The organism is Streptomyces sp. P9(2023), assembly GCF_032436795.1.
GTDB lineage: Bacteria > Actinomycetota > Actinomycetes > Streptomycetales > Streptomycetaceae > Streptomyces.
Genome location: NZ_JAUPWM010000062.1, coordinates 1 through 17,951 on the forward strand (window position 1 = coordinate 1; position 17,951 = coordinate 17,951).

Consider the following 17,951-nt stretch of genomic DNA (forward strand, 5'->3'; position numbering starts at 1 on the left):
CGACTCGTCGCGACCAACGTGAAGAAACTCGTCAATAACAACTCGAACTGACATGAACAGGATCACGAGACACTAGCCTCCGCGCGACGCGCGGGTGGGCCGCACGGGGGACATCGGTGCCCCATTCGCCCGCCTGGGATCGCGGTTGTGGTAGTGCGCTCCTAGCGTTTCGGGTATCGAGGTGCACGCCCTGTCCTTGTGCGGAAACCGCTTCCGCTGCTGCTCCTCGGGGACCGGAGGATCACATGCGCGCGATACGTGCCGCGTCCACTGCCCTGTTGGGGGCGGCCACCCTCGCCCTGGCCGCTCCCGTCGCCTTCGCGGCCGACGGTGCCCCCGCACCGAACCCGCAGGCGGCCAGAGCGAAGGCACCGGGCGATTTCGTCGTGACGCCCTCGCTGGTCGCGCCCGGCGGGCGGGTGACGCTCACCGCTCCGGGCTGCGCCAGTACGGCGACGGCCTCGGCGGGCGTCTTCGACACGGTGACCATCGCTCCCGGGTCCTCGGCCACCGCCCTGGTGGACCTGGACGCCAAGCGGGGGGCCGTCTACACGGTCACGTTCCGCTGCACCGGCGGGATCACGGACACCGTCAACCTGACCATCAGCGGCACCACCGCGACCCCGACGGCCAGCTCCACCGTGCTGACCACCCCACGTGGGGTGCGGGGCGGCGTGGGCGGCTCCGTCGAGGGGGTCGGGACGGGAACGCTGGCGGCCGGGGCCGGTCTGGTGGCCGTGGCCGTCGCCGGAACCGTCTTCGTCGTCCGCCGAAGGTCGCAGCTCGACCGCGGCCGTCGCCACTGACGTGCGGGCGGCGCCCCCGCCGACGGCGCGGACGACGTCCCCGCCGAAACCCCTGTACCCGCCCCGCCCAAGCCCCCGTACACGCCCGTCGCCCCCGAGTCCTGTCCACCAGGATTCGGGGGCGACGGGCGTTGCGGCCGACCGGGAGGTTCGGCCGGTCAGACCTTGGCGCCTGCCATACGGCGTCGGCGGGCGATGAAGAGACCGCCGCCGAGCGCGGCCGCGGCGACCAGCGAACCGCCGACGGCCATCTCCGTGGAGGTGGGGGCGAGCGAGCCGCCGATACCACCCTGGGCACCCCTCGCCTCGAGGACGGTGAACTGGCGGGTGGCCACGTTCGAGTTGTCGCTGCACTTGACGGCGAGGTTGTAGGTACCGGGCGTCGCGTTGTTGAAGACCCGGCCGATCGCGCTGGAGATCCCGTTCGAGTTCACCGAGAGGTTGGTCGTCGGGAAGGCGTTGGACGTCACCTTGCCGCCGTGGCCGCAGCCCTTGACGGTGATGGTGATGGTCGAGCCCTGGTGGACGGCCGAGGGGTTGATCGTGACTTCACTGGGCCCGTTGGTGGCGGCGGCGAGGGGGGCCGCGAGCCCGACCGCCGCGAACGCGGTGGCGGTCACCGCCAGAGTGCGTGCAGCACGCATGGTTGAACCTCCAGAGGAAGACGCCCCAAAGCGGTGCTCCGGGAAGTTCGACGAGTACGCCTTCCATGACGAACCCTCACCACTTACGGCGAACCCCGCATTTCGGCACTGGTCCACCCCAGTGAGCCGACACGCCGGGCGAAAGCCGCGAAATCTGACGGAGTCGCAGGTCACAGACCGTCACACCGCTTATCTGACGAATACTCGGATGGGTCATCATCCTCGTCACCCGGCCGCCGCTCGGGTACGACGGAGCCCGGGCACCTCGTCCGTGCCCGGGCCCGTGCGCGTGGACCCCCGCGCCACCCGTTCGCCCCGCCCTGATCGCCGGTTCGCCCGGCCGCCCTTACCGTTCTGACGACGCCACGAAGGGAGAACCATGAGCCCCAAGGACTTCAGCGTCCTTGAGCCGAGGAGACGCCAGCCGTGGGGCGTACTCGCTCTCGTCATGCTGTCCGGCCTGGCGATGATGCGCAACGGAGTCGACGTGGAACTCGGCCCGCCGCAGCCGGCGGCCGCCGCCCGTCCCGACACCCGCCCGATCGGTGCGCCGCCCACCGCGCCCGAGGGCCTGGAGCCCCTGCCGCACGCCCCCGCCTCCCGGGTGCGGATCCCGGCCATCCGGGTGTCGGCCCCGATCATGGACGTGGGCCTGGACCCGGACGGCTGGATCGCGGCGCCGCCACCGCAGGACGCCAACCTGGCCGGCTGGTACCAGAACGGCATCGCACCCGGTCAGCGCGGCACGTCCGTCATCGTCGGCCACGTCGACAACGCGGCGGGTCCGGCGGTCTTCTACGGCCTCGGCTCGCTGCAGAAGGGCCAGCACGTCGAGGTGGAGCGGTACGACGGCCGGGTGGCCGTCTTCGAGATCTACGGTGTCGAGGTGTACTCCAAGAACGACTTCCCCGGGGTGCAGGTCTACTCCGACACCGGGGTGCCCGAGCTGCGGGTCATCACCTGCGGCGGCGGCTACTCGCGGGCCACCGGCTACGACGGCAACGTCGTCGTCTACGCCCGGATGGTCGGCTCGCGCTGACCCGCACGGCGTACGGAGAAGGCCCCCGGGAATCTTCAGTTCAAGAGGTCGTTGCAACACCCCGATGTAGGGGGACGCGATGGACTTCGAGGTTCGGGAGAACCGGAGGCCGCAGGGGCCCAGGAAGCTCCTGAAGGAACGTGAGCTCTACCTTTCCCTTGTGGATCAAGGAATGAGCAACGCGCAGGCCTGCCGGATCGTGGGAGTACACGAGCGGACCGGCCGGGACTGGCGGTACGGGCGGCCCGAGGGACGTAAGAAGAGGCCGCGACTGCGGGCGCATGACGCGCCGGCGGTCGCGGTCTTCACCCGCAAGCCCCGGAAGACGCGGGTCGAAGTCCGTGGTGACTCGCGGTATCTGGGCGAGGACGAGCGCATCCACATAGCCGACCGGCTACGGGAAAAGGCGACCGTCCGCGCCATCGCGGCCGAGCTGGGCCGCAGTCCCTCGACAGTCAGCCGGGAGATCCGCCGTAATCGGCATCCGGTCAGCGGGGACTACCGCCCTCATGCCGCTCACCGCCGTGCCCGAGCGAGGCGTCCGCGGGCCAAGAGCGGGAAGATCGCGACGAACCTGCGGCTGCGTGACACCATCCAGTCGTGGCTGGGCTTGAAGTGGAGTCCCGAGCAGATCAGCCGGAGCCTGCGCCTGCACTTCCCCGGCCAGCCGGAGATGCACGTGTCCCACGAGACGATCTACCAGGCGCTCTACGTCCAGGGCCGGGGCGAACTCCGCCGCGAACTCACCAAAGCCCTGCGGACCGGCCGCACCCTCCGCAAGCCCCAGCGCCGCCCTGACCAGCGCGTTCCGCGCTACCCGGCCCCGATGGTGATGATCAGCGACCGGCCCGCCGAAGTCGACGACCGAGCCGTCCCCGGCCACTGGGAAGGCGACCTGATCATCGGCAAGAACAACGGCTCCGCGATCGGCACCCTGGTCGAGCGCACCACCCGCTACGTGATGCTGGTCCACCTGCCTCACGGCCGGGACACCTCGACCGTGCGTGACGCCCTGGTCGACACGGTCAGCACCCTCCCGGTCCACCTGCGACGTTCATTGACCTGGGACCAGGGCTCGGAGATGGGTCTGCACGACCAGTTCTCCATGGCCACGGGCATGCCGGTCTACTTCTGCGACCCCTCCAGCCCCTGGCAGCGCGGATCGAACGAGAACACCAACGGCCTGCTGCGGCAGTACTTCCCCAAGGGAACCAACCTCTCCCAGCACAGCCGCGAGCACCTGGACGCCGTCGCCGCCGAACTCAACGGCCGCCCACGCAAAACGCTCGGCTGGGAAACCCCAGCCGAGCGCCTCGCTAAGCTACTGGCAACAGCCGCTTGACCAGCAGTGTTGCCACGACCCCTTGAATTCGCCGAATCCGGGGGCCTTCTCCGTAGGTGCGGCGGCGCTCAGCGCGGGGGGACGGTGATGCTGTAGCCGGCGTCGAGGAGTTCGGGCAGGTACCGCTTGAGCGCCGCCACGCTCTGCGCGCGGTCGCCGCCCGCGTCGTGCGAGAGCACGACGACCCCGGGGGCCGCCCCGTCGAGGACCCGGCGCACGATGCTGCCGGCGCCCGGTTCCTGCCAGTCGAGGGTGTCGACGGTCCAGGCCAGCGGCTCCATGCCCAACTCGGCGCCGATCTCGAACGAGTGCCGGTTCCAGGCCCCGAAGGGGGCGCGGTACCAGAGCGGGGCGGAGCCGAGGATCCCCTCGACGAGATCGCTGGTGGAGCCGAGCTCGTGCCGGATGCGGGAGGGGCGCAGCTTGGGGATGAGCGGATGCGACCAGGAGTGGTTGCCGACCACGTGTCCGTCCGCCGCCATCTGCCGTACCAGGTCCTGGTTGACGGCCGCCATCTCGCCGCAGACGAAGAACATCGCCCGGCAGCCGTAGCGCCGCAGGGTGGCGAGGATCTCGGGCGTGTAGCGGGGGTCGGGGCCGTCGTCGAAGGTCAGCACCATGGAACGGCCGACCCCGGACATCTGGAGGAACGGCCGCTGCCGGACGGGCGGGACCGCCCGGCGGGCGGCCGGCGGTGCGTACGCCGTCATCGGCTGGAGCCGGTACGTGGAGGGCCGCAGCCGGGCGCTCGCCGGTGGGCCCGCGGCCGGTCCGCCACCGCGGGCGGGCGCGGGCGCGGGACCGCCGGCGGCTTCCGGCGCGAGGGGCGGAGGGGCGGCCTGCGGGGGGCCGAACCGGTCGGTGGCGAGGACGCCGAAGGTGGCAGTGGCTCCGAGGGCGGCGGCGATGCGCAGGACCGTCCGGCGCCCGGTAGGCATCTGATCCTTTTTCATGACCAATGGCTCGCATGGCCGAAGGCCCGCACCGGTCATCCACACCGGTCTCGGGTCCGAAAACACCCGTTGGGCCGATCGCACCTAGCCGGCATCGAGCGTCCGGCGGGGCTACTCCCCCATCAGCAGGCCGTCCTTGGCCGCGCCCCGGTCGAGGACGACGTCGCGGATGGTGTCGCGGACGGCGGTGACGGGTTCTCCCTTCTTGATGGCGGCGTTGAGGTTCACCGCCCGGCCGCGGCTCGTGTCGAACCACTGCGGGAGGAACTCCGCCTTGGCCACCTCCCAGCGCGCACCGGGGGCGGTGGGCGGGGTGAAGGTGAAGCGCCCCAGGCTCGACCGGTTGCCCCGGGGGTCGAAGGCGCCCGCGTGGTTGATCATGTCGCCGGCGATCTGGTCGCCCATGCCGTAGATCACCCAGGTGCCGTTGACCTTCTCGTACGCCTGCGGGACGTGCGCGTGGGTGCCGAGGATCAGGTCGATGTCCGGCCTGCCGCCGGTCCGCGAGGCGGTGAGGGAGCGGGCGAGGGTGAGCTGACGGTTGTCGGGGGCGGTCTGCCACTCCGTGCCCCAGTGGATGCTGACCACGACCACGTCGGCGCCGGCCTTCCGGGCGGCCCGCGCGTCGGCGACGATCTTCCCCTCGTCGATCAGGTTGACGGACCAGGGCTTCCCCTCGGGGAGCGGGTAGCCGTTGGTGTCATAGGTGTACGCGAGCTGGGCGACCGTCGCGTCGCCCGCCTTGAGCAGGGTGGGGCGGGCCGCCTCCTCGGCGCTGCGGGCCGAACCGGCGTGCCGTACACCCGCCTTGTCGAGGGCGTCCAGAGTTCGGGTGAGGCCCGCGGCGCCGTCGTCCAGGGTGTGGTTGGAGGCGGTGGAGCAGGAGTCGTACCCGGTCTCCTTGAGGGCGGGGGCGATCTCGGGCGGGGACTTGAAGGCGGGGTAGCCGGTGTAGGGCCCGCCCTCCGGTCCGAACACGGTCTCCATGTGGCAGATCGCCAGATCGGCCCCGGAGACGACGTCCTTGACCCCGGAGAGCATGGGCCGGAAGTCGTGTCCCTGGCCGTTCGCGTCGGCGGCCGCCCGGCTGATGATCGAGTCGTGCGGCAGCACGTCGCCGGAGGCGACCAGGGTGAAGCCGGTCCGCGCGGAGGCGCCGCCGGGGGCCGCCGAGGGGGCGGCGGGGCGCACCGGATCCTGCGCGGGTGGGGCGTCGGGGGTGCGGGCGCCGCCGCCGCAACCGGTCGCCGCCGTGAGCAGGACGGCCGCGAAGGCCACCGCCCCCTGTCTCGTACGTTTGGTCATCTACCGGCTCCGCCTGATTAATAGGACAACCATCTGTCCTGATGAATTGACAGGGGATAAATGTCCCAGTCAAGAGGCAAAGCCGCATCGATCAGCAAACCCCGCCGAAACGGATGAAGCGCGTCCGCCCGACCGCTCACCGCACCATTCGCCGCTCGGTGCGACCGCTCGTCGCAGACCCTCGCCCGTTCCCTGTCCCTTGTCGCCCGTATGCGTTCGGATACGGCCCGGGACGACGAGCGGGCAGGAGAGGTGTGCAGCATGACGACGACGATGGCGGGGGCGACGACGGACGAACGGGCCCTGACGGAGCTGCAGCGCGACCACGGTCAGGCGCTTCTCGGCTTCCTGCTCGGCCTGACCCACGGCGACCGGCAGCGCGCCGAGGACCTGGCGCAGGAGACGCTGGTACGGGCCTGGCTCCACCCGGAGGCCTTCGACGGGCCCTACGAGTCGATGCGCCCCTGGCTCTTCACGGTGGCCCGGCGCCTCGCCATCGACGCCCGGCGCTCCCGGCTCGCCCGGCCCACCGAGATCGGCGACGGGATACTCGCCGGCACCCCCGACCCGGCCGACGTCACGGAGTCGGCGGTCGCCGCGCTCGACGTCCGCGCCGCCGTCGAGGGACTGAGCCCGGAGCACCGCGCGGTCCTGGTCCGGCTCTACTTCCGGGGCCTGACCGTCAACGAGGCCGCGGCCGATCTCGGCATCCCGGCGGGGACCGTCAAGTCGCGCTCGCACTACGCCCTGCGCCAGCTCGGACATCAGCTGCCCGGCTACCGGCCGCGGCACCGCCCCGTTGCCCGTCCGTGCGCCACGGCCGCACAATGACCGGGTGACGCCGACGCTGACTACCGCCGCCGCGGACAAGGTACTCGCCGACAACTTCGCCCCCTGGGTGCTCGATCTGGGGCTCTCCGTGGTCTCGGTCGACGGTCAGGAGGCGGTGCTGCGCCTCCCCTGGTCGGACCGGCTCGCCCGCGAGGGCGGGGGCCTGTCCGGACAGGCGCTGATGGCCGCCGCCGACACGGCGACGGTGATCGCGGTCGCCGCCGCCCGGGGCGGCTTCGTACCGATGACGACCGTTCAGCAGTCCATCAGCTTCCAGCGGGCGGTGCTCGGTAAGGACGTGCTGGTACGGGCCCGGCTGACCAAGGCGGGCAAGCGGATGGCGTTCGCGGACATCACGATGACGGCCGAGGGCTCGGAGGAGACGGCCGCGCACGCGACGGCGGTGTACGCACTCCTCGGCTGAGCCCCACCCGCCTCGGCGGACTCACGGCTTCCCCCGATGCCCACGGGCACCGATCCGGCAGGGAAACGTATCCGAAACCACACCGGCGAGTTGAGTAAAGAGCGACCCGCGCGCGTCTTCCTCGGTGGAGGCTCGTGGTCGGGATCGCCGACCGACATGTCCGGGAGAAGGTGGGAGCGTTGCTGCCCGAGAGTACGAACGGCACCAGCGGGGGCGGCCTCGCCGTACCGATGGCCTGGCTGTGTGCCGAGTTCATAGCGGACGATCTGCTGCGCGCGGGCTGCCTGGTCGAGCCCGGCACCCTGGAGTACCGGGCCGGCCGGCAGACACTCGCGCTCACCATCCATCTCTGCGAGGGCCCGGAGGCCTCCGGTGGGGCCCGCGCCGCGGGCCGGCTCGACGAGTGGCTCACCAGAACGGCGTACGACCACCCCTGGCCGCAGTGGGTCCGCGCCCGGCTGGCCGAGCGGGTGCGCTCGGGCGAGGACGGTCCGGACCTGACCATGGCCCGGGAGACCTGGCGGGTGCTTGAGGCGACCACCGTACGGGCCGCCGATCTGGGCGGTCTGCCGCCGGCCGGGTTCGGCTTCTCGGTCGACGAGTCCGCCCAGACATGGGTGCCCGCCTGGCAGTTGGGGCTCACGCTCGGCCATCTGGCCCTGCATCTCTACTGACCGGATGGCTACGGAGCCGTCGGGTGCACGCCCGGGCGGTACTTGGGGATCCGTACCGTCACCTTCATCCCCGCGTCGACCCCGGTCTCGATGACGAGTCCGTGCTCCGGCCCGTACACCTGGCGCAGCCGCTCGTCGACGTTGGAGAGGCCGATGCCGGAGCCGGTGGGACGGGCCCCGACCAGGATCGCGCGGAGCACGTCCGGGTCCATGCCCACGCCGTCGTCCTCGATCACCACGACCGCCTCCGCGCCCGCGTCGCGGGCGGAGATGGTGACCCGGCAGGCGTGCACGCTGTCCTCGAGACCGTGTTTCACGGCGTTCTCCACCAGCGGCTGGAGACAGAGGAACGGCAGGGTCACCGGCAGCACCTCGGGCGCGATCTGGAGCGTGACCTTGAGGCGGTCGCCGAAGCGTGCGCCGGCGAGGGCCAAGTACTGCTCGATGGCCCGCAGTTCGTCGGCGAGCTGGGCGAACTCGCCGTGCCTTCGGAAGGAGTACCGGGTGAAGTCGGCGAACTCCAGGAGCAGTTCCCGGGCCCGCTCGGGGTCGGTGCGGACGAACGAGGCGATGGCGGCCAGGGAGTTGAAGATGAAGTGCGGGGATATCTGCGCGCGCAGGGCCCGGATCTCCGCCTCCACGATCCGGGTCCGTGAGCGGTCCAGCTCGGCCAGTTCGAGCTGGACGGAGACCCAGCGGGCCACCTCGGTCGCGGCGCGGACCAGTACGGCCGACTCCCGTGACCCGTAGGCGACGAGCGCGCCGAGCACGCCGTCCTCGCCGGTCAGCGGGGCGATCACCACCCAGCGCAGCGGGCAGCTGACGTCGGCGCAGCCGGTGTGCGCGGACAGGCTGCGGCCGGAGTCGAGGATGGGCGTGACCAGCTCCATGACGTGCTCGCGGTGGTGACTCTCGCCCGGCCCCGCCCAGGCGAGGACGGCGGACCGGTCGGTCAGGCAGAGCGCCTCCGTCCCGAGGAGCGAGCGCAGCCGCCGGACGGCCTTGCGCGCGGTGTCCTCGGTGAGGCCGGCGCGCAGCGGTGGGGCGGCGAGGGAGGCGGTGTGCAGGGTGTGGAAGGTGGCGCGCTCGACGGGCGTACCGAGGTCGAGGTCGGCCGCCTTGTCGCCGCGGCGGGTGGCGAGCCGCCCGAGGGCGAAGCCGACGGCGAGGAGGACGGCCCCGACGGCGGCGGAGGCCGCGAGCTCGATGCCGGTCATCGCCCGGCCTCCCGCGGGTCACCGTCGAAGCGTCCCGCCTCCGTGTGCCTCGCGCCGCCGCGCCCGGCTTCCGCCCGTCCTGGCTCCGCCCGCCCCGCGTCTCCACGGCCCGGCTCCGCGCGGCCCGTCAGGGCCTCCGGGAGGTGAAGGCGGGCAAGCAGCGCCGGGGTTGCGGCTGGGACGTGCCGGGGGGTGGCGAGCGACACCAGGATCATCGTGAGGAAGCCCAGCGGCACCGACCAGACCGCCGGCCAGGCCATCAGGGTGTGCGGCCAGCCCTCGGCCGGCAGGCCCGCCCGGGTGGCCATGACGGCCGTGAGCGCGGAGCCGCCGCCGAGCAGCAGCCCGGCCATCGCCCCCGGCGGGGTGAGCCGGCGCCACCAGATCCCGAGGACGAGCAACGGGCAGAACGAGGACGCGGAGACGGCGAACGCGAGGCCGACCGCGTCCGCGACCGGGACCTTCGAGGCGAAGATCCCGGCGGTCAGTGGCACGGCCGTGGCCAGCAGGGTCGCCAGCCGGAAGTGCCGTACTCCCCGGGACGGCAGCACGTCCTGGTTGAGGACGCCGGCCACCGCCATCGTCAGCCCGGACGCGGTCGAGAGGAAGGCGGCGAACGCCCCGCCGGCCAGGAGCGCGCCCAGCAGGTCGCCGAGCACGCCGCCGAGCATCCGCTCGGGCAGGACGAGCACGGCGGCGTCGGCGGCTCCGGTGAGAGCCAGTTCGGGGGCGTAGATCCGGCCGAGCGCCCCGTACACCGGTGGCAGCAGGTAGAACACGCCGACGAGCCCGAGGACGACCAGGGTCGTGCGGCGGGCGGCGCGGCCGTGGGGGCTGGTGTAGAAGCGGACGGCGACGTGCGGCAGCCCCATGGTGCCGAGGAAGGTGGCGAGGATAAGCCCGTACGTGGCGTAGAGCTGGTGCCCGTCGCGCCCGCCGGCCAGCGGCTGGGACCAGCCCAGGGGGTCGGCGCCGGTGGAGGCCCGGGCGGGGACGGGCGCGCCCTGGGGGAAGGCGAGTTCGGTGCCGCCCTCGACACGGTGGGCGCCGTCGTCCAGGGTGACGGTCGTCCCCTCGTACGGCAGGGAGTCGACACGGCCGGTGACCGTGAGCGTGAGCGGCGCGTCGAGCTCGATCCGTACGGTGTCGGCGACCTGGACGACGGTGTGCTCGCGGAACACGGCCGGGGCGTCGAAGCGGACGCGTGGCGCGTCGTCGCCGAACCAGGCGGCGGTCAGGAAGAGGGCGGGCACGAGCAGGGCGGTGAGTTTCAGCCAGTACTGGAAGGCCTGGACGAAGGTGATGCTGCGCATGCCGCCGGCCGCGACGATGCCGGTGACGACGAGGGCGACGAGGAGTCCGCCGACCCAGTCGGGCGCTCCCGTCAGGATCTCCAGGGTGAGGCCGGCGCCCTGGAGTTGCGGCAGGAGGTAGAGCCAGCCGATGCCGACGACGAACAGGCTGGCGAGCCGCCGGGCGGGCGGGGATTCGAGCCTGGCCTCGGCGAAGTCGGAGAGGGTGTACGCCCCCGAGCGGCGCAGCGGGGCGGCGACGAGGACGAGCAGGACCAGATAGCCGGCGGTGTACCCGACGGGGTACCAGAGCATGTCCGGGCCCTGGACCAGGACGAGGCCCGCGATGCCGAGGAAGGAGGCGGCCGACAGGTACTCGCCGCTGATGGCTGCGGCGTTGAGGCCGGGCCGTACGGTGCGGGACGCGACGTAGAAGTCGGAGGTGGTCCGGGATATCCGCAGGCCGAGCGCGCCGATGAGCACCGTCGCCAGGACGACGGCGGTGACGGCGGCCACCGCGTAGGTCTGGTTCACGTCCGGCCCCCGCGCTCAGCGGCTCTCGACGAGGCCGGTGAAGTCGCGTTCGTTGCGTTCGGCACGGCGGACGTACCAGTGGGCGACGGTCCAGATGACCGGGTACACGCCGATGCCGAGCGTGATCCAGACGACGGCCTCGGCGGCGGGGAGCGCGAGGAGCAGCGGCAGCGGGACGACGAAGAGGGCGAGGGCGCCGAGCGCGGTGAGGGCGGCCCGCAGCTGGCTCCGCATCAGGGAGCGGACGTAGGTGTGGCCGAGGGTGGTCTGCTCGCTGATCTCGGAGGGAGCGGAGCGAGGTGGGGGTCCCCCCGGCCGGAGGCTGGGGGAGGGCGGGTGGCCGGGGAAGCGCTGCTGGGGCAGACCGCTGTCACGGAGGGCGGAGGCGCGCGTGACCGTCTCACGCCGGGGCCGGCGCGGCGTGGGTTCCTCGGACGTCGGTGTCCGCTCCGGCATCGGGCGACCTCGCAGGGGGCTGTGGAGCCACGGAGTCTACGCAGCGGTGTTCACGCACGGTAGAGGCTCCGGCCACCTCTCGGTCGGCCGCCGAACCGTGGCCGGTCGTTGGCTCAGCCGCGGCCCGTCAGCCGCCCGCGCGGCGCATGAGCAGGTCCCTGAGCTGGCGGGCGTGGCGGCGGCTGACGGCGAGCTCGGTGGCACCGAGGCGGACGGAGGTGGCGCCACCCTCGAGCCGGAGTTCGTCGATGCGGGCGAGGGCCACCAGGTGGCTGCGGTGGATCCGGACGAAGCCGCGGGCGGCCCAGCGCTCCTCCAGGGTGGAGAGCGGGATACGGACCAGGTGGCTGCCCTCGTCGGTGTGCAGCCGCGCGTAGTCGCCCTGGGCCTCGACGTAGGCGATGTCGTCGACGGCCACGAAGCGGGTGACTCCGCCGAGTTCGACGGGGATCTGCTCGGGCGCCGCGACGGGGGCCCCGGCTGCGGCGGGCGCGTGCACCAGCTCGCCGACCCGGCGGACGGCCTCGGCGAGCCGTTCGCGGCGGACCGGCTTGAGGACGTAGTCCACGGCCTTGAGGTCGAAGGCCTGCACGGCGAACCCCTCGTGCGCCGTGACGAAGACGATCAGCGGCGGCCGGGCGAAGCCGGCGAGCAGCCGGGCCAGGTCGAGCCCGGTGAGCCCGGCCATGTGGATGTCGAGGAAGACGACGTCGATGGCCTCGTCGCCGTCGGGGCCCGCCTCCAGCGCACGGCCGATCCTGCGCAGGGCCTCGGTGGCGTCGGTGGCGCCCTCGGCGGTGCGGATCCGCGGATCGGCACGGAGGAGGTAGAGCAGTTCCCCGAGGGCCGGTGCCTCGTCGTCGACGGCCAGTACGCGCAGCATGCGGCGGATTCTAGGCGAGGGGGCTATTTCAGGAACTTGGACGTCCGGCGGTCGGCGAGCGGCTTGCCGCCGGTCTGGCAGGTGGGGCAGTACTGGGAACGGGGTACCTGTGACCAGGGCGTTAGCTGAAACCGCCCTCTGAACTGCCCAAACGAGATACCTCCAGGTACCTGGACGTACCTGGAGGTCTCTGGGGGTTGTGCCCTCCGTGTGCCTCCCAGCAGGGTGCCCCGTTCGCTAACCTACGTGGCGTTCTTGGGAGGGAGGGCGTTGCGTGAGCATGCGCGCTGTGGTTCGGCGGACCGTGTGGATCTGCCGGAAGGTCTGGCATGGGTTCGGCATCTTCTGCGCCGTCATGTTCATCCCTGCGTTCGCGGGGCTCATGATCTTCGGGATCATTGACGGGATCAAGCGCGACGAACAGGAGGAGCGCGACAGGCAGGCCAGACTGGCTTCGGTGCCGTCAGCGGCGCCCACCACACGTACGCCGATCAACTGGACGTACGAGGGAGCAGTCTGTGCAGACGGAACTCTTTCCTTCTCAATCGGCAAGCAGGGGGCGTGCAGCCACCACGGCGGCGTCGCTGGAAGGTGGACAGCCGACGACGGCACACAGGTGATCTGTCGAAACTCGCCGCCTCGTACGCAGGAGCAAGTCGATCGACAGGTCTCAAAGTTTGGCCGGATCGTCTGCTGAGTGCGCCTCCGAGGCAGGCTGCTAGCAGCGGTGGCACGGGCACTGGCACTTGCGGACGAGCAGGATCGACCCGCCGGAGTGTGGCAGGGGCACGTCACTGGTCTGTCGACACCAAGCGTGAACGTCCTCATAGCTGGGACGCTGCCCTAGCTGGCACTCGACTGACAGGGTGCGCGGCCCTGCCTTCACGGGCGCAGCCACGGGAGCCATCAGCCCTTCGGGCAGACCACGTGCCGGTACACGACGACAGGGGCGCCAGAGGCCCTTTCAAGCTCGCCGCGCCTGCATCGTTCCAGCGACCCGATGGGCTCCATGCAAGCAGGGCACGTCTCACCACTGGGGGCATACGTCGTGTACTCCCACCTACTCGCGTCGGTTTCCGCTTCCGTGGTCTTGGCTGCCATGTCGCTGTCCCCTCACCTGGGTGCTTTGGTGAGAGGACGCTAGGTCGAGAGACGCCGACCCACGGCCCAATATTCGCGAATATTCTCGCGAGCGCCTCCGTCATCTCTCGACATTCGCAAGGAGCGGCCGACACCCTTGGACAGTGGCTGGGGCACCCTTCGATGGAGAGGCGGGCGTGATGGCACGTCGGTTGCGGTTCAACGGCACGGGTAGCGGGGGGACGGGGTGTCCCTCCGTCCATGAGGACGCGGAGAGCGGAGAGGTCATCGTTCACGGTCCACCGCTGACGGACCCCGAGGAGGTGAACCAGCTACAGCATCTTTCAGATGGGGAAGTTGCTGTAGTCGTCCCGCGTGAGCTTCTTGTGGACTGGGCGCCGAAGGACGCCACCCGTCAGGCCCGGATCATCGACCTGGACGAGTTCGAGAACCTGTTCCGCACGTTCAAGCACTCGGCTTGGCGACTGGAGACCCGCCGCCGATTCGCCAGCGACGAATCCACAGACACGTACCGCCAGTTCGTCGCGACAGGCACGGCCGAGTGGGACACGGAAGACCCGTACTGCGACCTCATCCGTTCCCAGACCGCACAGGGCAAGCGGGTCGAGCGGGTTCGGATCGTGGACAACCCGCCGACCACGGGTCAGCTCTACCTCTTGGACAACGCCAAGCGGAACAGCGGTCTCGGCGAGGACATCCGGAACCTGTGGCGTACCGACGCGGACCGACTCCAACTCCCCTCCGAGGACTTCTGGTTGTTCGACAGCCGGCTCGCGGCGACGCTGCGGTTCGATGAGGACGACAACCTTGTGGATGTCGAGCTGATCACCGAGCCGGCTGAGATCGTCCGGTACGCCGTTATCCGGGATGCGGCGTGGCATCACGCAGTGCCCTACAAGGAGTTCGCAGCCAAGCTGAACGACAGCAAGTAAGAGCGCAAAGGGAACAGACGGGTACCGGTGACCGACTTTCAGAAGGCTCGCGAGGAGCTGGGGCGACGACTCCGAGCACTCCGGATGGAGAGCCCCCACGGTCGCCTCACCGGTACCGCACTGGGAGCGTCGCTCGGCTGGCCACAGAGCAAAGTGAGCAAGCTGGAGAACGGCCGCCAGACACCCACTGCGGAAGATCTCCGAGCATGGGCCGACGCCACGGGGCACCCCGGGGCGTACGACGAGCTGCACGGCCGGTTGAAGGGTTTCGAATCCCACATCCGGTCATGGCGGCGACAGCTGGCCAGAGGACATCGCCCGGTACAGGAGACGTGGAACGCACTCACTGACGAGGCGCGCGTACTGCACGTGTGGGATTCGTTCGCCGTGAACGGTCTCCTCCAGACTCCGGACTACGCCCGGCACGTCTTCGAGAGCTACGCGACGCTCCAGAAGTCCCCCCGCGACACAGAGGACGCAGTACGGGCCCGCATGGATCGCCAGCGGTGGCTGTACCAGCCAGGGCATCGCCTTAACCTCCTCCTGTGGGAGGGAGCGCTACGGGCGCAGGTGTGCCCTCCAGAGGTTCTGGCGGGGCAGATAGATCGACTCTTGGGAGTCGTGGGCATGGACACCGTCCGGCTCGGGATCGTGCCGCTGGACGCCGTCCTGCGCCTTCCGCCCGCCAACGGCTTTTGGATCTTCGATGAGCGGCTCGTGATCACAGAGGACTGGCACGCGGAACTCTGGCTGGACGATGCCGACACGGTCACCCTGTACCGGCGAGTCTGGGACACCCTGAGCGAGTCAGCCGTCTTCGACGCCGAAGCGCAGCGCGTCATCGCTCGCGCTCGCCTCAGATAAACCACCACTTGAGCTGACCTGGGGGTTTTCCATAAACTTGTTGAAACTTGAAAGTGTCCGTTTTATGGTGTACAATAGAGATTGGCGGGGTGAAATTCATGAGCCCCCAAAGGAAGGAATCAGACAGATGCCAGCAGGAGCACCAAGAGTATCTGCGGGAGAAGACACCAAGAAGCTAAGCGTGAATCTTCCGGAGTCCCTATACGAGGAGCTAGAAGCACTAGCAAAGAGCGAAAGTCGGAGCCTCTCCTACTTAGACAGAGAAGCAATCAAGCAATACCTCTTCTTGAACCAGGCTCGGAAGAGATAGGCCACAGAAGGGAGCGAATGGAACCTATAAGACATGACAGTGTTAACGAGCTACGAGGATCTACACCCAAGCCAGCAGCAAGCCGCAGACGAACTTTGGAACCTGTTTAAGACACACGCTCCAGCGCTACACGCGAAGCTAGCCTGGAATTTTGAAGACTATTTGCACCCCTACCACTGTGGACTGGTACACGACGAGAGCGACTTCGCCAGTCACAATCACGAATACCACTGCCTATACACCCCGCAGGAAATCAGGGAAGACCAGAGGCGCCTCGACGCAGAGCGAGCCCCTCGCCCGTTTGACGGCCACTGGCATGACAGCGAGTCACTCGACTCCATCCCACCCCTAGAGCCCCTGCTAGAGGGCGTGTTCTACCGCAAAACCCTATCGAGGGTGGTAGGTCACAGTGCGAGCATGAAGTCGTTCGTTTTACTCTCAGCAGCGGCGCATATGGGTTGGGGCGAACCATGGTTCGGATGTCGTGTCCAGGAGCAAGGCATCCGAACCCTCTTGGTTGTGGCTGAGGGCGCCGAAGGAATAAAAGCCCGCAAGTTGGCGCTAGAACAGCACCATGGACGCGAGTTGGAGAACGTAGAGTTCTTCACCAAAGCGATCCAAATCGATCCGTCGACTCGCGAGTGGCAACAGTTCACCGCAGAGATCAAGCGGCGCGAGATTGACCTCGTAATTTTCGACACGCAAGCGCGCTGTACGTCTGGACTAGAGGAAAACTCGAACCGAGAGATGGGCCAAGTAGTCGCCACTCTCGACAAATTGATCCGGGAGACCGGAGCATCTGTCTGTCTTGTGCACCACTCAACGGGCGACCAGAGCACCACAGGGAACAACCTGAAGGCACGCGGAGCCGGAGCCGTCAGAGCAGCCCTACAGAGCGAAGTGTTCGTCAAGCGGGACCGGAAGCTGAATCTGGTCACGGTCTCCACAGATAAGGCGAAGGACACCGCCTCCCGCTCCATCCTCCTAGAGCCAGTGGTGAGAGAGATCGACGGACTCACGGACTGGTGGGGCGAAAAGGAATCGAGCATCGTCCTCCTGCCACCAAGTCCGCGAATCAAGGGCTCAGTTGGAGTGCCGGCTGACACCGAGAGTGCCGTCGACACCGTCGAGAGCCTTGCCGAGAGATTCCAGCAGCTCTCAGACAACAAGCCAACCGTTGCCAACGTGCAGAACGTCCTAGGAATCCGCAGGACCAAAGCGACGGACGTGGCTCGACACCTGCGAGAGCAGGTGGAAGCCGCGTGAATCACGATTACATCGCCGAAGTCCTTGCACAGGCCCATGCGTTGACCAAAGACGCTTCCTGTGAGGACTGTCCGGCAGAGCAGGAGCTACAGGAGATCCGTCCTGGATTCCACGTGCTCCACGTGAAGCACTCAGAGACTTGCCCGTTCTACCGTCGGGCAAAGAAATAGCACCCATCCATCATGCTAAAGAGAGGGCAATCAAAGCATGAATACATTGAACAGGACTTACGATGAACGACTTCGATTACACAGACAACCATGTGAAACTGACCCGGGAAAACCCTCGCTGCGACGATTTCACCTGCGAGTTCCCACGCTGCGTCTATCAGAGACGACAAGAGCGTATCCACGAGGTTCTAACGAGATGCGGGGAACGCGGAATCCGGGGAGTACTCGTAGAGGGACGCTGCAAGCACTATGAGTAGACCTTTAAGGAATTACCTCGGAAGTTGTCCCATCTGCGTGAAGGGCTGGAAGATCAAGCCTTACTACCAGGAACCCAGTACCGATGATCCTGAGGTCGACGTTCATTGCCTATACGAGTGTCCAGACTGCGGGATCCCTTTCAGATACTCCTGGCAGGACAATCACGTCTACCGGGCACAACGAGCGGTAGAGAACGCAAACCTCCCCTACCGTCCACAGTCAAGAAAGAAGACCTGATGCGTAAACGCCGAGAAAAGATCCCGGACCCAAAGGGATTGAAGGACCTTGGAACCTTCCTTGACCCCGACGACTTGACCCCAGTTGAAGACAACTTTGATGATGTATCCAATTGCCAAAACCACTTCCACAGAGAATGGTCTCGCCCAGGATTGTACGGCGGGACAGTCAAGCTCGGAAAGATCTGCCTACTACCCGACGGCAACGGCGGAATACTTGAGAAGAAGACCCGCACCAACGGTGCGGTACGAAAAGTAAGTTACGAACCGTCCACGGGACGAACCCGAAAGGAGTACTGAAATGACTCAGAACCCTAACAGCAAATACAACGACCCGACTAGTGTCTCGTGATTCCGTCAGCGTTACTTGATCTTGTGTGGCAGGGTCTCTTGGTATGGAGCTCTCCGTGGAAC

The 17,951-nt window shown here is 68.6% G+C and carries 18 protein-coding genes; 11 read left to right on the forward strand and 7 right to left on the reverse strand.

Annotation, left to right across the window (positions count from 1 at the left end):
- Positions 1 to 245: 245 nt before the first annotated feature.
- Complete coding sequence (locus tag Q5762_RS35970) at positions 246 to 806, forward strand: hypothetical protein (protein ID WP_315896531.1); 561 nt, start codon at positions 246 to 248, stop codon at positions 804 to 806.
- Positions 807 to 964: 158 nt separating this feature from the next.
- Here the strand turns inward: Q5762_RS35970 and Q5762_RS35975 are convergent, their stop codons facing one another.
- Entirely contained in the window at positions 965 to 1,450 is a 486-nt protein-coding gene (locus Q5762_RS35975) for a hypothetical protein (protein ID WP_315896532.1), read from the reverse strand.
- 379 nt (positions 1,451 to 1,829) lie between these two features.
- On the opposite strand from Q5762_RS35975, the gene Q5762_RS35980 reads away from it, so the two are divergent.
- Both Q5762_RS35980 and Q5762_RS35985 read left to right on the forward strand, forming a co-directional pair.
- Positions 1,830 to 2,489 (forward strand): class F sortase, encoded by a 660-nt coding sequence (locus Q5762_RS35980; protein WP_315896533.1) that lies wholly within the window; start codon positions 1,830 to 1,832, stop codon positions 2,487 to 2,489.
- 172 nt (positions 2,490 to 2,661) lie between these two features.
- Positions 2,662 to 3,831 carry an IS30 family transposase gene (locus tag Q5762_RS35985; protein ID WP_399495471.1) on the forward strand — a complete coding sequence of 390 codons (1,170 nt, stop codon included), beginning with the start codon at positions 2,662 to 2,664 and terminating at the stop codon, positions 3,829 to 3,831.
- Positions 3,832 to 3,899: 68 nt separating this feature from the next.
- On the opposite strand, the gene Q5762_RS35990 is transcribed toward Q5762_RS35985, so the two are convergent.
- Together Q5762_RS35990 and Q5762_RS35995 are read right to left on the reverse strand one after the other, a co-directional pair.
- On the reverse strand, positions 3,900 to 4,769 hold the full coding sequence (locus Q5762_RS35990) for a polysaccharide deacetylase family protein (RefSeq protein ID WP_315896535.1): 870 nt from the start codon (positions 4,767 to 4,769) through the stop codon (positions 3,900 to 3,902).
- A gap of 126 nt (positions 4,770 to 4,895) precedes the next feature.
- Positions 4,896 to 6,089: a CapA family protein gene (locus Q5762_RS35995; protein ID WP_315896536.1), complete on the reverse strand. Its 1,194-nt coding sequence runs from the start codon at positions 6,087 to 6,089 to the stop codon at positions 4,896 to 4,898.
- Between the two features lie 273 nt (positions 6,090 to 6,362).
- On the opposite strand from Q5762_RS35995, the gene Q5762_RS36000 reads away from it, so the two are divergent.
- The 3 genes from Q5762_RS36000 (at position 6,363) to Q5762_RS36010 (ending at position 8,018) form a co-directional block, all read left to right on the forward strand.
- Positions 6,363 to 6,920 carry a sigma-70 family RNA polymerase sigma factor gene (locus tag Q5762_RS36000; protein ID WP_399495476.1) on the forward strand — a complete coding sequence of 186 codons (558 nt, stop codon included), beginning with the start codon at positions 6,363 to 6,365 and terminating at the stop codon, positions 6,918 to 6,920.
- Positions 6,921 to 6,924: 4 nt separating this feature from the next.
- On the forward strand, positions 6,925 to 7,344 hold the full coding sequence (locus Q5762_RS36005) for a PaaI family thioesterase (RefSeq protein ID WP_315896538.1): 420 nt from the start codon (positions 6,925 to 6,927) through the stop codon (positions 7,342 to 7,344).
- A 179-nt stretch (positions 7,345 to 7,523) separates the two neighbouring features.
- Positions 7,524 to 8,018, forward strand: a complete 495-nt coding sequence (locus tag Q5762_RS36010; protein WP_315896539.1) for a hypothetical protein — start codon at positions 7,524 to 7,526, stop codon at positions 8,016 to 8,018.
- Between the two features lie 8 nt (positions 8,019 to 8,026).
- Here the strand turns inward: Q5762_RS36010 and Q5762_RS36015 are convergent, their stop codons facing one another.
- From Q5762_RS36015 to Q5762_RS36030, 4 genes are all read right to left on the reverse strand, one after another.
- Entirely contained in the window at positions 8,027 to 9,235 is a 1,209-nt protein-coding gene (locus Q5762_RS36015; RefSeq protein WP_315896540.1) for a histidine kinase, read from the reverse strand.
- Positions 9,232 to 11,061, reverse strand: a complete 1,830-nt coding sequence (locus Q5762_RS36020) for a cation acetate symporter (RefSeq protein ID WP_315896541.1) — start codon at positions 11,059 to 11,061, stop codon at positions 9,232 to 9,234. Before Q5762_RS36020 ends, Q5762_RS36015 begins: the two co-directional genes overlap by 4 nt.
- A gap of 15 nt (positions 11,062 to 11,076) precedes the next feature.
- Complete coding sequence (locus Q5762_RS36025; protein ID WP_315896542.1) at positions 11,077 to 11,517, reverse strand: hypothetical protein; 441 nt, start codon at positions 11,515 to 11,517, stop codon at positions 11,077 to 11,079.
- Between the two features lie 127 nt (positions 11,518 to 11,644).
- Positions 11,645 to 12,400 carry a LytTR family DNA-binding domain-containing protein gene (locus tag Q5762_RS36030; RefSeq protein ID WP_315896543.1) on the reverse strand — a complete coding sequence of 252 codons (756 nt, stop codon included), beginning with the start codon at positions 12,398 to 12,400 and terminating at the stop codon, positions 11,645 to 11,647.
- Positions 12,401 to 12,680: 280 nt separating this feature from the next.
- On the opposite strand from Q5762_RS36030, the gene Q5762_RS36035 reads away from it, so the two are divergent.
- From Q5762_RS36035 to Q5762_RS36050, 5 genes are all read left to right on the forward strand, one after another.
- Positions 12,681 to 13,097: a DUF3761 domain-containing protein gene (locus tag Q5762_RS36035; RefSeq protein ID WP_315896546.1), complete on the forward strand. Its 417-nt coding sequence runs from the start codon at positions 12,681 to 12,683 to the stop codon at positions 13,095 to 13,097.
- A gap of 583 nt (positions 13,098 to 13,680) precedes the next feature.
- Positions 13,681 to 14,433 carry a DUF6879 family protein gene (locus Q5762_RS36040; protein ID WP_315896547.1) on the forward strand — a complete coding sequence of 251 codons (753 nt, stop codon included), beginning with the start codon at positions 13,681 to 13,683 and terminating at the stop codon, positions 14,431 to 14,433.
- A gap of 27 nt (positions 14,434 to 14,460) precedes the next feature.
- Positions 14,461 to 15,297: a helix-turn-helix transcriptional regulator gene (locus Q5762_RS36045; RefSeq protein WP_315896544.1), complete on the forward strand. Its 837-nt coding sequence runs from the start codon at positions 14,461 to 14,463 to the stop codon at positions 15,295 to 15,297.
- A 127-nt stretch (positions 15,298 to 15,424) separates the two neighbouring features.
- The gene (locus tag Q5762_RS40115) at positions 15,425 to 15,607 is read left to right on the forward strand and encodes a ribbon-helix-helix domain-containing protein (RefSeq protein ID WP_399495475.1); all 183 of its coding nucleotides are present in this window, start codon (positions 15,425 to 15,427) and stop codon (positions 15,605 to 15,607) included.
- Positions 15,608 to 15,640: 33 nt separating this feature from the next.
- Positions 15,641 to 16,873 (forward strand): AAA family ATPase, encoded by a 1,233-nt coding sequence (locus tag Q5762_RS36050; protein WP_315896545.1) that lies wholly within the window; start codon positions 15,641 to 15,643, stop codon positions 16,871 to 16,873.
- Positions 16,874 to 17,951: the final 1,078 nt, after the last annotated feature.

What these genes read in the sequence shown, in the direction of transcription:
- Q5762_RS35970 (WP_315896531.1), top strand. Translation starts at nt 246, where the DNA reads ATGCGCGCGATACGTGCCGCGTCCACTGCCCTGTTGGGGGCGGCCACC.
- Q5762_RS35975 (WP_315896532.1), bottom strand. Translation starts at nt 1,450, where the DNA reads ATGCGTGCTGCACGCACTCTGGCGGTGACCGCCACCGCGTTCGCGGCG.
- Q5762_RS35980 (WP_315896533.1), top strand. Translation starts at nt 1,830, where the DNA reads ATGAGCCCCAAGGACTTCAGCGTCCTTGAGCCGAGGAGACGCCAGCCG.
- Q5762_RS35985 (WP_399495471.1), top strand. Translation starts at nt 2,662, where the DNA reads ATGAGCAACGCGCAGGCCTGCCGGATCGTGGGAGTACACGAGCGGACC.
- Q5762_RS35990 (WP_315896535.1), bottom strand. Translation starts at nt 4,769, where the DNA reads ATGCCTACCGGGCGCCGGACGGTCCTGCGCATCGCCGCCGCCCTCGGA.
- Q5762_RS35995 (WP_315896536.1), bottom strand. Translation starts at nt 6,089, where the DNA reads ATGACCAAACGTACGAGACAGGGGGCGGTGGCCTTCGCGGCCGTCCTG.
- Q5762_RS36000 (WP_399495476.1), top strand. Translation starts at nt 6,363, where the DNA reads ATGGCGGGGGCGACGACGGACGAACGGGCCCTGACGGAGCTGCAGCGC.
- Q5762_RS36015 (WP_315896540.1), bottom strand. Translation starts at nt 9,235, where the DNA reads ATGACCGGCATCGAGCTCGCGGCCTCCGCCGCCGTCGGGGCCGTCCTC.
- Q5762_RS36025 (WP_315896542.1), bottom strand. Translation starts at nt 11,517, where the DNA reads ATGCCGGAGCGGACACCGACGTCCGAGGAACCCACGCCGCGCCGGCCC.
- Q5762_RS36030 (WP_315896543.1), bottom strand. Translation starts at nt 12,400, where the DNA reads ATGCTGCGCGTACTGGCCGTCGACGACGAGGCACCGGCCCTCGGGGAA.
- Q5762_RS36035 (WP_315896546.1), top strand. Translation starts at nt 12,681, where the DNA reads ATGCGCGCTGTGGTTCGGCGGACCGTGTGGATCTGCCGGAAGGTCTGG.
- Q5762_RS36040 (WP_315896547.1), top strand. Translation starts at nt 13,681, where the DNA reads ATGGCACGTCGGTTGCGGTTCAACGGCACGGGTAGCGGGGGGACGGGG.
- Q5762_RS40115 (WP_399495475.1), top strand. Translation starts at nt 15,425, where the DNA reads ATGCCAGCAGGAGCACCAAGAGTATCTGCGGGAGAAGACACCAAGAAG.
- Q5762_RS36050 (WP_315896545.1), top strand. Translation starts at nt 15,641, where the DNA reads ATGACAGTGTTAACGAGCTACGAGGATCTACACCCAAGCCAGCAGCAA.